The following is a 13,061-nucleotide window of genomic DNA, read 5'->3' on the forward strand; positions in this document are numbered from 1 at the left end:
CCGGGGCGGGTCCCGACCGGAAAGGAACCACCATGGCCCACGCCACCAGCACCACCGCACCCCGCGCCTCCGCGCCCCGGACCTCCGGGCGTCGTCGCCTCACGACGACGCTCGCGCTCACCGCCGCCACGGTCGCCGCCGTCGCCGCCGCCCTCGTCGGAGGCGCCCCGGCGCACGCCGCCGAGGGCGACGGCTGGGTGCGCGTCGGGCACCTCTCGCCCGACACGAAGGCCGTCGACGTGACGCTCACCGCGCTCTCCGGCGGCCAGGTCGTCATGGACCTCGACGACGTCACCTACGGCCAGGTCAGCCCGTACCAGGCGCTGCCGTCCGGCACGTACATCGTGTCGATGACCGCGGCCGACGCCACCACGAACATGGCGCCCGTCATCAGCGCGAACGTGAACGTCGAGAGCGGCCAGCCCGTGACGGTCGTCGCGTACGGCCAGAGCGACCAGCTGCGCACGCAGGTGTTCAAGGACGACCTGACCGCGCCCGCCGCCGGCCAGGCGAAGATCCGCCTCGTGCAGGCCGCGACCGTCACGAAGACGGTCGACGTCGCGACGAGCACCGGCACCACCATCGCCGACGGCGCGACCTTCGGCAGCGCGACCGGCTACGCCAGCGTCGCGGCCGGTCCCTGGGACCTCGAGCTGACCGGCGACAGCGTCGACGGGTCGGCGAAGGTCGACCTCGCGGCGGGCAGCATCTCGACGCTGTTCGTGCTCGACAACTCGACCGGCGGCCTCACCGTCGTGCCCGTCGTCGACAGCGCCGCGACCGCGCAGACGCCCGTCGGCGGCGTGCAGACCGGCGGCGGCTACCTCGCCGAGCACCCGTCCGACGAGGCCGACACCGGCTTCTGGGCCACCGTCCGCGGCTGGTTCGGCATCGCCTGACCCGGCTCGCCGGCCCCCCGTCGAGCGACGGCGGGGCCGACCGACCGACCCGGTCCACCGACCGGACCGACGAGGAGGCGCGGGCTGCGCCGTGCGCGCGCCGCGCCTCCCCGACCCCCACACCCAGCGAGGGAACTGACGACATGACGAAGAAGACGACGCTGCTGCTCGCAGCCGTGGTCGTGGCGGCCCTGGCCGTCACGGCGGGCATCGCCTCGCTCGTCGTCGGACCGTTCGGCGACCGCGCCGACCAGGCCCGGCCGACCGGCACCGACACCGGCGAGACCACCGACCCCGGCATCGACCCGTCCGCCTCGGCGGGCCGCACCGCGACGGAGATCGGCGAGGACTTCCTCGCCGACTGGGTCGACGACGACGGCCGCGTCGTCCGACGCGACCAGGGCGACGACACCGTGAGCGAGGGGCAGGCCTACGGCATGCTCGTCGCGGCGGCCGTCGGCGACGAGCGCTCCTTCGACTCGATCTGGCAGTGGACCGAGGACAACCTCGTGCGGCCCGACGGCCTGCTCGCCTGGCAGTGGGACGACGGCGCGGTCGTCGACGACGGCCCCGCCAGCGACGCCGACGTCGACGCCGCCCGGGCCCTCGTCGTGGCCGGCGACGCGTTCGACCGGCCAGAGTGGACCGCCCAGGGCGTCGAGCTCGGCTCGGTCGTGCTCGACACCATGACCGCGCCCGTGCCCGACGGCCTCGTCCTGCTGCCCGGCCTCTGGGCGCAGGGCCCCGGCCCCTGGTCGTACAACCCCTCCTACGCGTCGCCGGCCAGCTTCGAGCAGCTCGGCGAGGCGAGCGGGGACCCCCGCTGGGACGAGCTCGCCGCGGGCTCCCGCGCCGTGACCACGGCCGTGCTCGACTCGACCGCGCTGCCGAGCGACTGGGCGCAGGTGCAGGTCGACGGCAGCGTCGTGCCCCTGCCGAGCGCCGACGGCTCGTCGGGCACCGTGCAGTACAGCTACGACGCGGGCCGCCTGGCGCTCCGGTACGCCGAGTCGTGCCAGCCGGCCGACGTGGCGCTCGCCGCCCGCCTCGCCCCCGTGCTGTCCCGCTACGGCGAGCTGCCCATGCAGCTCGACCTCGGCGGCCAGGCCGTCGGGAAGGACCAGAGCCCGCTGGCCTACGTCGCCCGCGCCGCGGCCCACGCGAGCGCCGGCGACCCCACGGCGGCCGAGGCCGACCTCCGGACCGCCGACCAGCTCTCGACGAGCACCCCCACGTACTACGGCTCGGCCTGGGCCGCCCTCGGAGCCCTGCAGCTCGAGACCACCGGCCTCGGGGCCTGCAGCCCGATGGAGGTGGAGGGCTGATGCCGGTCACCAGCTGGCTCTCCGCCCACAAGCGGGCCGCGATCGCCCTCGGCGCCGCCCTCGTGGTGCTCGTCGGCGGGGTCGCCGTGGCGGCCGTCGCCGCGACGCCCGACCGGTCCGTCGAGGCCGCGGGCGACGCCCCGGGCGAGGCCGCACCGTCGACGACCGGCACCCCGGGATCGGCGGCGGCGGACGGCTTCCAGGACCCGGCGGCGCCGTCGTACACCGCGCCTCCGGCGGGTGCCGTCCCGACCCGCGTGCAGATCCCGTCCATCGGCGTCGACTCGGGTCTCGAAGACCTCGGCATCGGCGCGGCGGGCGAGCTCGACCCGCCGACGGCCTGGGAGTCGGCCGGCTGGTACGCCGGCGGCGTCGTGCCCGGGGGAGTGGGGCCCGCGATCATCGCCGGCCACATCGACTCGTCGACCGGCCCCGCGGTGTTCGTCGACCTGGCCGACCTCGCGCCGGGCGACGAGGTGCTCGTCACCCTGTCCACCGGCTCCGTCGAGACCTTCCGCGTCACCGGCAGCGAGCGGGCCGCGAAGGCCGCCTTCCCCACCTCCGACGTCTACGGGTCGAGCCCGACGCCGTCGCTCCGCCTCATCACCTGCGACGGCCGCTTCGACACGTCGACGGGCCACTACGACGACAACCTGATCGTCTTCGCCGACCTGGTCGTCTGACCGGTCGCCCCCGCCGGCACCCCACCCGACACCGCACCCCCCCGGAAGGACTGCTCCGTGAACGAGACCCTCGTCATCATCCCCACCTACAACGAGCGCGACAACCTCGACTGGATCGTCGGCCGCGTCCTCGCCTCCGGCGCCCGCGCCGACGTCCTGGTCGTCGACGACGGCTCGCCCGACGGCACGGGCGCGCTCGCCGACGCCTACGCCGCCCGCGACGACCGCGTGCACGTCCTGCACCGCACCGAGAAGGCAGGCCTCGGCGCGGCCTACCTCGCCGGCTTCGACTGGGGCCTGGCGCGCGGCTACGACGCGCTCGTCGAGATGGACGCCGACGGCTCGCACCACCCCGAGTACCTGCCCGAGATGATCGAGCTGCTCGCCGACAACGACCTCGTGCTCGGCTCGCGCTGGGTGCCGGGCGGCGCGGTCGAGAACTGGCCGCTGCACCGCGAGCTGCTGAGCCGGGGCGGCAGCTGGTACACCCGCGGCGCCCTCGGCATCAGCGTCGCCGACACCACCGGCGGCTACCGCGCCTTCCGCTCGAGCGCTCTCCGCCGCATCGACCTCGAGCAGGTCGAGTCGCGCGGATACTGCTTCCAGGTCGACCTGCTCTGGCGGGCCCTGCAGGCCGGGCTCCGCGTCGTCGAGACGCCGATCACCTTCACCGAGCGCGTGCACGGCACCTCGAAGATGAGCGGCTCGATCGTGCGCGAGTCGCTGACGAAGGTGACCCTCTGGGGCCTCCGACGCCGCGGCCGGGCCCTCGTCGAGCTGGTCGTCCGCCACCGCCGCCTGCCGAGCGTCCGCGCCTCGTCGCACCGCGTGCGTCCCGCGCGCACCCTGACGACGCACTAGGCCCCCCCGACCGCCGGGCTCGTCCGACGAGCCCGGCCTCCCGACGGGGGCCCGGAGCCCGGAAGGTCAGACCGGGCTGCGGGCCTCCACGTCGGCGGCGGCGTCGACGCACATCGGCGTCGGCGGCCGCCCGCCGTGCCGCTCGCCGTGCCGCCCACCGCGCCACCAGAGGTGAGCGGCCCTCGTTCTGGGGACGTGGCGCGGAGGCGTGTGTCCTCTAAAGTGAGGACACCGGCTCATGCGCACGCATCGATCGGACGAGAGGACACCTGATGACCGTCACCACGTCACCGTTCGGTCAGTCGCCCTACGGCCCCGCCGCCGGCGTCGTCCCGGCCGTCGTCCGCCCCGTCGCCCCGGCCTCGCCGCCCGCCGGCCACCACGAGCCGTTCCGCGCTCCCGACGACGCCGACGTGCCCCTCTGGGAGCCCCTCTACGGCGCGACCCCCGGCCAGGCGCTCGGCCGCTTCTTCCGCAAGTACCGCGACTTCACCGGGCGCGCGAGCCTGAGCGAGTACTGGTGGGCCGTGGGCCTGCAGAACGTCGTCGTGTACGCGCTCCTCGGCGCCACGTACCTCGCGGTGTCGCTGAGCGGCGCAGGCGACAGCCTCGCGCCGGCCGTGCTCGTCGTGCTGGGGCTGCTGGTCGTGCTGGGCACGATCTTCCCGAGCTACGCCGTCCTGGCCCGTCGCCTGCAGGACGCCGGCTTCAACCGCAACTTCATCCTGCTGACGCTCGTCCCGCTCGGCGGCATCGTGCCCTTCGTCATGAGCCTGCTGCCCGCGAAGGCGGCCGGCGCCCGGTTCGACCGCCCGCGCCTGTAGCCGCGGCAGCGACGCGAGGGAGGGGCAGGTCGCCGCGGCGGCCGGCCCCGCCCTCGGTCAGCGGACGATCGCGACCGAGTGCGGGGGCAGGACGAGCGCCTCCCCGGCCTCGATCGACCCGTCGCTGGCGAACAGCACGGAGGCGGAGGGCACGGCGAGCCGCGCCTCCTGCGTCCCGAAGTTCACGGCCACCCGGATCGTGCCGCGGGTCATGACGAACCAGCCGGCCTCGGCGTCGTGCTCGACCGAGGTCGTGCCGAAGCGCGGGTCGGTCAGCTCGGGCTCGGCCCGGCGGAGGGCGGTGAGCCGCCGGTAGGCCTCGAGCAGGGTCGCGTGGCGGCCCGTCGCGAGCTCAGACCAGTCGAGCTTCGAGTTCTGGAACGTCGACGGGTCCTGCGGGTCGGGGACGACCGACTCGTCCCAGCCCGACTTCGCGAACTCGGCGATGCGGCCCTTCGCGGTGGCCTCCCCGAGGTCCTTCTCCGGGTGCGACGTGAAGAACTGCCACGGGGTCGACGCCGCCCACTCCTCGCCCATGAAGAGCATCGGCGTGAAGGGCGAGGTCAGCGTCATCGCGGCGGCGATCTGCAGCTGACCGTCGTCGAGGGTCGCCGCGAGGCGGTCGCCGACGGCGCGGTTGCCGATCTGGTCGTGGTTCTGGTTCGCCACGACGAGGCGCCAGGTCGGCATGTGGGCGGTGTCGACGGGCTGGCCGTGGTCGGCCTCGCGGAACGACGACCAGGTGCCGTCGTGGAAGAAGCCCTTCGTCACGACCTTGGCCAGCGAGTCGAGCGACGCGAAGTCGGCGTACCAGCTGTTCGTCTCGCCGGTGAGGGCGACGTGCAGCGCGTGGTGGAAGTCGTCGCTCCACTGGCCGTCGAGGCCGTAGCCCTGGCGGTGCTCGGGGCCGAAGCCGCCGCCGTCGCGAGGCGTGACGAGGCGGGCGTCGTTCATGTCGCTCTCGGCGATCAGCGTCAGCGGCCGACCGAGGTGGGCGCTGAGGGCCGCGGTGCGCTCGCCCATCTCCTGCAGCAGGTGCACCGGGCTGTCGTCGACGAGCGCGTGCACGGCGTCGAGCCGGAGCGCGTCGACGTGGAACCGTTCGAACCACATCAGGGCGTTGTCGAGGATGAGCTCGCGCACCTCGTGCGAGCCCTCGTCGTCGAGGTTGACGTTGTCGCCCCACGTGTTCGCGTGCTTGCTCGACAGGTACGGACCGTAGGCGGGCAGGTAGTTGCCCGAGGGGCCGAGGTGGTTGTAGACGACGTCCTGCACGACGCCGAGGCCGGCGGCGTGCGCGGCGTCGACGAAGCGCTGGTAGGCGTCCGGCCCGCCGTAGGCGTCCGTCACCGTGAACCAGTCGACCCCGTCGTAGCCCCAGTTCCAGCGGCCGTTGACGCCGTTCACCGGCAGCAGCTCGACGAGGTCGACGCCGAGCCCGACGAGGTGCGGCAGCTTCTCGATCGCCGAGTCGAGCGTGCCTCCCGGGGTGAAGGTGCCGAGGTGCAGCTCGTAGACGACCGAGCCGGCGAGCTGACGACCCGTCCAGGAGGCGTCGGTCCAGTCGAACGCGTCGCCGTCCCAGGTCTCGCTGAGGCCGTGCACCCCGTCGGGCTGGCGCCGCGAGCGCGGGTCGGGCAGCGGCGTCTCGCCGTCGTCGAGCAGGAACCCGTAGCGGTGGCCGGGCCCCCGGTCGAGGTCGGCGGGGGCGCGCCACCACCCCGTGGAGGCCTCGTGCTCCAGCGGCAGCACCTCGCCGTCGAGGTGCAGTCGCACGGTGGTCGCGGTGGGTGCCCAGACGTCGTAGACGCTCATCGGTCTCCTCGGGGAGTGGTGGGGTTCGGGTTCTCGGGGTGCAGCGCCGTGGGCACGACGACGACCGCCGACCCGCAGGGGGTCGACGGTAGTCGTGCGGCGGGGTGCTAGTCCTGGTCGTCCGCCGGGACGAGCAGTGCGACGGGGTACGTGTCGAGCAGCTCGGCGAGGCGCAGGTCGCCGCCCCGGTGGGTGCGCCCGGTGAGCACGTCGCGCCAGCGGCGGCCCTGGGTCAGCACGACGGTGTCGCCCCAGCCGCCGGCCTGCTCGAGGGAGACGGGCAGGCGGGTCGCGACGACGAGGGCGCCGCCCCGGTCGGCGGCGATCGCCGAGTCGGCCTGCTCGCCGAACACCGGCAGGGGCGCGTAGCGGGTGAAGAGCTCGGGGCGGTCGCCGCGCAGCTCGAGCGCGCGATGCGTCACGAGCAGCTTGGCCGCGCCCGTCTCGTCGACGGCCGGGGTCGCCCCGCCACGGACGGCCTCGAGGTGGCGGCGACGCTCGTCGTAGTCGACCTCGCGGCGGTTGTCGGGGTCGACGAGCGAGCGGTCCCACAGCTCGCCGCCCTGGTAGACGTCGGGGCTGCCGGGCCCGGTCAGCTGCAGCAGCGCGAGCCCGAGCGCGTTGCTCATGCCGGGGGCGCGCACGACGTCGACGATGCGCTCGATCTCGTGCCGCACCTCCTCGTCGTCGAAGACGGCGTCGACGGCGGCGTGCATGCGCTCCTCGAAGGCCTCGGCCTCGGCGGTGCGGTCGGTCCACGTGGTCGAGGTGCTGGCCTCGCGGCTCGCCTTCTCGGCGTAGTCGTGCAGGCGCTCGCGCGACGCGGGCCAGGCCCCGACGACGCTCTGCCAGAGGATGTTCTCGAACGGGCCGTCGCCCATCGGGGCGAGCTCGCGCAGTCGCTCGAGGGTGGCGCTCCACTCGTCGGCGATCTCCGACAGCACGCTGACGCGCGAGCGCACGTCGGCGCTCCGCTTCGTGTCGTGCGTCGACAGGGTCGTCATGCCGAAGGGCCGCTCGGCGAGGCGGGCCTGCTGGCGGGCGTGGAACTCGGCCGGCAGGAGGGCGAACTCGGCCGGGTCGGCCCCGACCTCGGTCAGGGTGGCGAGCCTGCTGTAGCGGTAGAAGGCCGTGTCCTCGACGCCCTTGGCCATGACCATGCCGCTGGTCTGCTGGAACCGGACGGAGGCGGGGTGCGCCTCGTCGGCGAGCACCGCGGTCACCGAGGCGATCACGTCGGCCAGCTCGGGGCGGTGCTCGGTCGCGACCTCGGCCGCGCGGGCGAGCTGGTCGGCCCCCTGGGGCAGGTAGCTGCGGTAGACGGGGAACGCGGCGGCGAGCTCGGCGAGGGCGTCGACGACGCGGTCGTCGGCCCGGCCGTCGTCGGAGACGAGGCGGGCGAGGCGGCGGATCTCGCTGCCGAGGATGCCGTCGGCGATGCCCCGCTTGGTGCCGAGGATCATGGCGTGCCAGTCGAGCGCCTCGTGGTCCGTCGCCTCGGCGTCGGTCGTCGCGCCGGTCGGGGCCGCCGGGGCGGACGTGCCCGCCGCCTCGGCCTCGTCGGCGGCCGGGCCGGAGGCCTCGGCGTCGGCCCGGAGGCGCGCGTCGAGCCGGTCGAGCGCTCCCGCGCCGCGGGGGTCGACGAAGACCCGGTCGAGGTCGGCGAGGGCGTCGTAGCCGGTGGTGCCGGCCGTCGCCCAGTCCTCCGGGAGGCGCTCGTCGCCCTCGAGGATCTTCTCGACGAGCACGTGGGCGCCGCCGGTCAGCTCGGCGAGCCGGTCGAGGTAGCCCTTGGGGTCGGCGAGGCCGTCCGGGTGGTCGACGCGGAGGCCGTCGACGAGCCCCTCGCGGAACCAGCGACCGATCTCGGCGTGCGACTCGTCGAAGACGCGGGGCTCCTCGACGCGGATGCCGGCCAGGGTGTTCACGGCGAAGAAGCGGCGGTAGTTGAGGTCGGTGTCGGCGCGCTTCCAGTGGACCAGCTCGTAGGCCTGGCGGGCGTGCACCGTCGCCGCGTCGTCGCCCTCGCCGAGGGTGCCCGGCGCGATCGGGTAGGCGGTGTCGTAGTGGTGCAGCTCGCCGTCGACGATCTCGAGGCCCTCGATGCGGCCGTCGGCGTCGGCGGGCTCGCCGAGCACGGGCACGAGCACCTTGCCGCCGCCGGCGGCCCAGTCGACGTCGAAGGCGTCGGCGTACCGGCTCTCCCGGCCGTGGGTGAGCAGGTCCCACCACCAGGTGCTGGCCTTCGGGGTGGCCACGCCGACGTGGTTCGGCACGATGTCGACGAGAACGCCGAGGCCGAGCCCGTGGGCCGCCTCGGAGAGCGCCCGCAGGCCGGCCTCGCCGCCGCGGTCGCGGTCGACCCGCGAGTGGTCGACGACGTCGTAGCCGTGGTCGCTGCCCGGCTCGGCCTCGAGCACCGGCGACAGGTAGACCCAGTCGACGCCGAGGTCACGGAGGTAGGGCACCAGCGCGGCGGCCGCGTGCAGGTCGAAGCCCGCCTTGACCTGCACGCGGTAGGTGGAACGGGGGTGGTCGAACGTGCTCAAGACTGCTCCTCGGCCGTGGCTCGGAGGACGACCAGGGAGCGGCCCGCCACGGGGAGCCGGTCGCCGGCGAGCAGCGACGCGGGGACCTGCGGCGTGCTGGGGGGCTGGACGGTGGTGGCCGACCGCGTGGCGGTCAGCGTGCGGGGGGCGGCGCTCGGCGCCGGCGGCGGGGCCGTCACGGTGCTGTCGACCACGACCTCCCAGCCCTCGGCGTATTCGTCGGGCGGCAGGACGAAGGTGACCGTCTCGGCGCTCGCGTTGAAGTAGAGGACGAAGTTGACGTCGGTGATGCGGCCGCCGCGGTGGTCGCGGCCGCGGATGCCGTCGCCGTTGAGGAACATGCCGATCGCCTTGGCGTACGACTCGTTCCACTCGCCCTCCTGCATGGCGTCGCCCTCGGTCGTCAGCCAGACGATGTCGGGCAGGGGCTCGCCCTCCCCGCGGGTGACGGGCCGGCCGTTGAAGTAGCGCTGGCGTCGGAAGGTCGGGTGGTCGTGGCGCAGCTTGATGACCTCGGCGACGAACTCGACGAGGTCGCGGTCGGCGTTCTCCCAGTCGACCCAGCTCAGCTCGCTGTCCTGCGCGTAGGTGTTGTTGTTGCCGCGCTGGGTGCGCCCGAGCTCGTCGCCGTGCAGCAGCATCGGCACGCCCTGGCTGAGCAGCAGCGTCGCCAGGAAGCTGCGCTGGCGCTGCTCGCGGAGCGCCCTGATCGCGGGGTCGTCGGTCTCGCCCTCGACGCCGGAGTTCCACGACCGGTTGTGGCTCTCGCCGTCGGCGCCGCCCTCGCCGTTGGCGTCGTTGTGCTTCTCGTCGTAGCTGACGAGGTCGCGCATCGTGAAGCCGTCGTGCGCGGTCACGAAGTTGATGCTGGCGACCGGTCGACGCCCGTCGCGCTCGTAGAGGTCGGCCGAGCCCGTGATGCGGCTCGCGAACTCGCCGAGCGTCGAGGGCTCGCCGCGCCAGAAGTCGCGGACGGTGTCGCGGTACTGCCCGTTCCACTCCGTCCACTGCGGGGGGAAGTTGCCGACCTGGTAGCCGCCGGGCCCGACGTCCCAGGGCTCGGCGATGAGCTTCACCTGCGAGACGATCGGGTCCTGCTGCACGAGCTCGAAGAAGGTCGAGAGCCGGTCGACCTCGTAGAACTCGCGGGCGAGGGCCGCGGCGAGGTCGAAGCGGAAGCCGTCGACGTGCATCTCGGTCACCCAGTACCGCAGGCTGTCCATGATCAGCTGCAGCGAGTGCGGGTGCCGCACGTTGAGGCTGTTGCCCGTGCCGGTGTAGTCGCGGTAGTAGCGGGGGTCGTCCTCCATCAGGCGGTAGTACGCGCCGTTGTCGATGCCCTTGAACGACAGCGTGGGGCCGAGGTGGTTGCCCTCCGCGGTGTGGTTGTAGACGACGTCGATGATGACCTCGATGCCGGCCTCGTGCAGCACCCGCACCATCGTCTTGAACTCCTGCACCTGCTGTCCCGTGTCGCCCGTGGCCGAGTAGGCGGCGTGCGGCGCGAAGAAGCCGATGGTGTTGTAGCCCCAGTAGTTGCTGAGGCCCTTCTCGAGGAGGGTGTTGTCCTGGACGAACTGGTGCACCGGCATGAGCTCGAGGGTCGTCACGCCGAGCTTCTGCAGGTGGTCGATGATCGCCGGGTGGGCGACGCCGGCGTAGGTGCCGCGCTGCTCCTCGGGGATGTCGGGGTGCGTCTCGGTGAGCCCCTTGACGTGGGCCTCGTAGATGACGGTCTCGTCGTAGCTGTACTTCGGGGCGCGGTCGCCCTGCCAGTCGAAGAAGGGGTTGATGACGACGCCGAGCATCATGTGCGGGGCGCTGTCGTCGTCGTTCCGCGAGTCGGGGTCGCCGAACCGGTAGGCGAAGAGCGCCTCGTCCCAGTCGATGTCGCCGCTCGTCGCCTTCGCGTAGGGGTCGAGCAGCAGCTTGTTCGGGTTCGCGCGGCAGCCGTTCTCGGGCTCGTAGTCGCCGTGCACGCGGTAGCCGTACTTCTGCCCGGGCTGCACCGTCGGCAGGTAGGCGTGCCAGACGTAGGCGTCGACCTCGGTGAGCGGCACCTTCGTCTCGGTGCCGTCGGCGTCGAACAGGCAGAGCTCGACCTTGGTGGCCGCCTCGCTGAAGATCGCGAAGTTGGTGCCGCTGCCGTCGTACGTGGCTCCGAGCGGGTAGGGGTTGCCTGGCCAGGTGTGCAATCGGACCTCCGGGTCGTGGACCACGTCAGCCTACGGGCAGCGGGCGCGGCAGGGCCGCCGCGCCTACCGTCGGGGCATGACGTCAGCAGCGCTGCCCACGGCAGCAGTCCTCGACCCCGGTCCGCGCCTCCTCGTGGCGGTGGCCTCGTGAGGGTCGTCGTGATCGGCGCCACCGGGCACGTCGGCGGGTACCTCGTGCCCCGGCTCGTGCAGGCGGGCCACGACGTCGTCGCCGTCAGCCGCGGCACGTCCGAGCCGTACCGGCCGCACGCCGCGTGGGCGAGCGTCGAGCGCGTGCGGCTCGACCGCGACGCGGGCGACGCCGACGGCTCGTTCGGGCGCGCCGTCGCCGCCCTCGGGGCCGACGTCGTCGTCGACATGATCTGCTTCACCCTCGCGTCGGCCCGGTCGCTCGTCGAGGCGCTGCGGGGCAGCGGCACGGTGCTGGTCAGCTGCGGCACCATCTGGGTGCACGGCCCGTCGGCCGAGGTGCCCGTCACCGAGGAGGCGCGGCGCGCCCCCGAGGGCGAGTACGGCACGCAGAAGGCCGAGATCGAGGCCTTCCTGCTCGCCGAGTCGCGACGCCCCGGCGGCGTGCCGAGCACGGTGCTGCACCCCGGACACATCACCGGGCCGGGCTGGCCGATGATCAACGCCGTCGGCAACCTCGACCTCGACGTGTGGGAGGCGCTCGCCGCGGGCCGCGAGGTCGTGATGCCGGGGCTCGGCCTCGAGACCGTGCACCACGTGCACGCCGACGACGTCGCCCAGGCCTTCCAGCGGGCCGTCGAGCGGCCGGCGCAGGCGGTCGGCGAGTCGTTCCACGTCGTCAGCGAGCGGGCGATCACGCTGCGCGGCCTCGCCGAGCAGATCGCCCGCAACTACGGCCGGGAGGCGCGGCTGCGGCCCGCCTCGTTCGAGGAGTTCCGTGCGCAGCGCAGCCCCGAGTCCGCCGACGCGTCGTGGGAGCACCTGTCGCGCAGCCACTCGATGAGCATCGACAAGGCCCGCCGGCTGCTCGGCTACGCGCCCCGGTACACGACCGTCGAGGCCGTCGTCGAGGGCCTCGAGTGGCTGCGGGCCGACGGGCAGCTCACGCTCGGCTGAGCCGCGCGGGCAGGGTCGAGCGGGAGGTATGCTCGCCCCACACACACACGGGAGTCCGGTGAGCCGGGCTGAGAGGAAGCGATCCACGCTTCGACCGTCGAACCTGATCTGGATCATGCCAGCGCAGGGAGGAGAGAACATGTCCGTCACCATGTCCGCGAACGGGTCGACCCCCGGTCGCCAGGAGCGACCCGCCGCCACCTCGCCGAGGAGGCCGTCGCGTCGCTGGCGCGTCGTCGACATCGTCGTCGCCAGCGTCATCGGGGTCGCCTGCGGCGTCGTCTTCTGGGCCTGGGGCATCGCCTGGACCCCCCTGAGCGGCCTGCTGGCCTTCACGCCGGGCCTCTCAGGGCTGCTCGCGGGGGGCTGGCTCTTCGCCGGCGTGCTCGGCGGGCTCGTCGTGCGGAAGCCCGGCGCCGCGCTCTACACCGAGGTCATGGCGGCGGTGGTCTCCATGCTCATCGGCACGCAGTGGGGGTTCTCGACGCTGATCTGGGGCGTGGTTCAGGGGCTCGGAGCCGAGCTCGTGCTGGCGCTCTTCCTCTACTCGTCGTGGCGGCTGCACGTCGCGCTGCTCTCGGGGGCGGCCGCCGGCCTCGCCGTCGCCCTGCTCGACACCTCGTTCAGCGACTCGATCGCCGCCCTCGCGCCGGAGTACAAGCTCGTCTACGGCGTCAGCGCCGTCGTGTCGGGCGTGGTGCTGGCCGGCCTGCTGTCGTGGCTGGCCACCCGGGGGCTCGCCCGGACGGGCGCACTGTCGCGGTTCGCCTCCGGTCGCAGCGCCGACGTGCGCGTCTGAGGCG

At 73.7% G+C, this 13,061-nt stretch carries 10 protein-coding genes and 1 riboswitch; of the genes, 7 read left to right on the top strand and 3 right to left on the bottom strand.

What is annotated here, in order from left to right; genetic code table 11:
* The first annotated feature begins 32 nt into the window (after positions 1-32).
* The 5 genes from EDF38_RS11980 to EDF38_RS12000 all read left to right on the top strand — a co-directional run bounded on the left by EDF38_RS11980 (position 33) and on the right by EDF38_RS12000 (position 4,592).
* Positions 33-899: a DUF4397 domain-containing protein gene (locus EDF38_RS11980; protein WP_123355609.1), complete on the top strand. Its 867-nt coding sequence runs from the start codon at positions 33-35 to the stop codon at positions 897-899.
* 143 nt (positions 900-1,042) lie between these two features.
* Positions 1,043-2,224: a glycosyl hydrolase family 8 gene (locus tag EDF38_RS11985; protein ID WP_123355610.1), complete on the top strand. Its 1,182-nt coding sequence runs from the start codon at positions 1,043-1,045 to the stop codon at positions 2,222-2,224.
* A complete protein-coding gene (locus EDF38_RS11990) occupies positions 2,224-2,907 on the top strand; it encodes a class F sortase (RefSeq protein WP_123355611.1) in 684 nt (227 codons plus the stop codon). The genes EDF38_RS11985 and EDF38_RS11990 overlap by 1 nt, the downstream gene beginning before the upstream one ends.
* Before the next feature lie 57 nt (positions 2,908-2,964).
* On the top strand, positions 2,965-3,768 hold the full coding sequence (locus EDF38_RS11995) for a polyprenol monophosphomannose synthase (protein ID WP_123355612.1): 804 nt from the start codon (positions 2,965-2,967) through the stop codon (positions 3,766-3,768).
* Positions 3,769-4,040: 272 nt separating this feature from the next.
* A complete protein-coding gene (locus tag EDF38_RS12000) occupies positions 4,041-4,592 on the top strand; it encodes a DUF805 domain-containing protein (protein ID WP_123355613.1) in 552 nt (183 codons plus the stop codon).
* 57 nt (positions 4,593-4,649) lie between these two features.
* Here the strand turns inward: EDF38_RS12000 and treZ are convergent, their stop codons facing one another.
* The 3 genes from treZ to glgX all read right to left on the bottom strand — a co-directional run bounded on the left by treZ (position 4,650) and on the right by glgX (position 11,151).
* Positions 4,650-6,407, bottom strand: a complete 1,758-nt coding sequence (gene treZ / locus EDF38_RS12005; protein ID WP_123355614.1) for a malto-oligosyltrehalose trehalohydrolase — start codon at positions 6,405-6,407, stop codon at positions 4,650-4,652.
* Between the two features lie 107 nt (positions 6,408-6,514).
* Positions 6,515-8,956, bottom strand: a complete 2,442-nt coding sequence (locus tag EDF38_RS12010; RefSeq protein WP_123355615.1) for a malto-oligosyltrehalose synthase — start codon at positions 8,954-8,956, stop codon at positions 6,515-6,517.
* Entirely contained in the window at positions 8,953-11,151 is a 2,199-nt protein-coding gene (gene glgX / locus EDF38_RS12015; protein WP_123355616.1) for a glycogen debranching protein GlgX, read from the bottom strand. The genes EDF38_RS12010 and glgX overlap by 4 nt, the downstream gene beginning before the upstream one ends.
* A 159-nt stretch (positions 11,152-11,310) precedes the next feature.
* On the opposite strand from glgX, the gene EDF38_RS12020 reads away from it, so the two are divergent.
* Together EDF38_RS12020 and EDF38_RS12025 are read left to right on the top strand one after the other, a co-directional pair.
* A complete protein-coding gene (locus tag EDF38_RS12020; protein ID WP_370275628.1) occupies positions 11,311-12,258 on the top strand; it encodes an NAD-dependent epimerase/dehydratase family protein in 948 nt (315 codons plus the stop codon).
* A 37-nt stretch (positions 12,259-12,295) separates the two neighbouring features.
* A riboswitch (TPP riboswitch) is annotated at positions 12,296-12,406 on the top strand.
* On the top strand, positions 12,398-13,057 hold the full coding sequence (locus EDF38_RS12025; RefSeq protein ID WP_233572414.1) for an ECF transporter S component: 660 nt from the start codon (positions 12,398-12,400) through the stop codon (positions 13,055-13,057). (Overlaps the previous riboswitch by 9 nt.)
* The last annotated feature ends 4 nt before the right edge of the window (positions 13,058-13,061 follow it).

It is taken from the genome of Frigoribacterium sp. PhB160 (assembly GCF_003751785.1).
GTDB lineage: Bacteria > Actinomycetota > Actinomycetes > Actinomycetales > Microbacteriaceae > Frigoribacterium.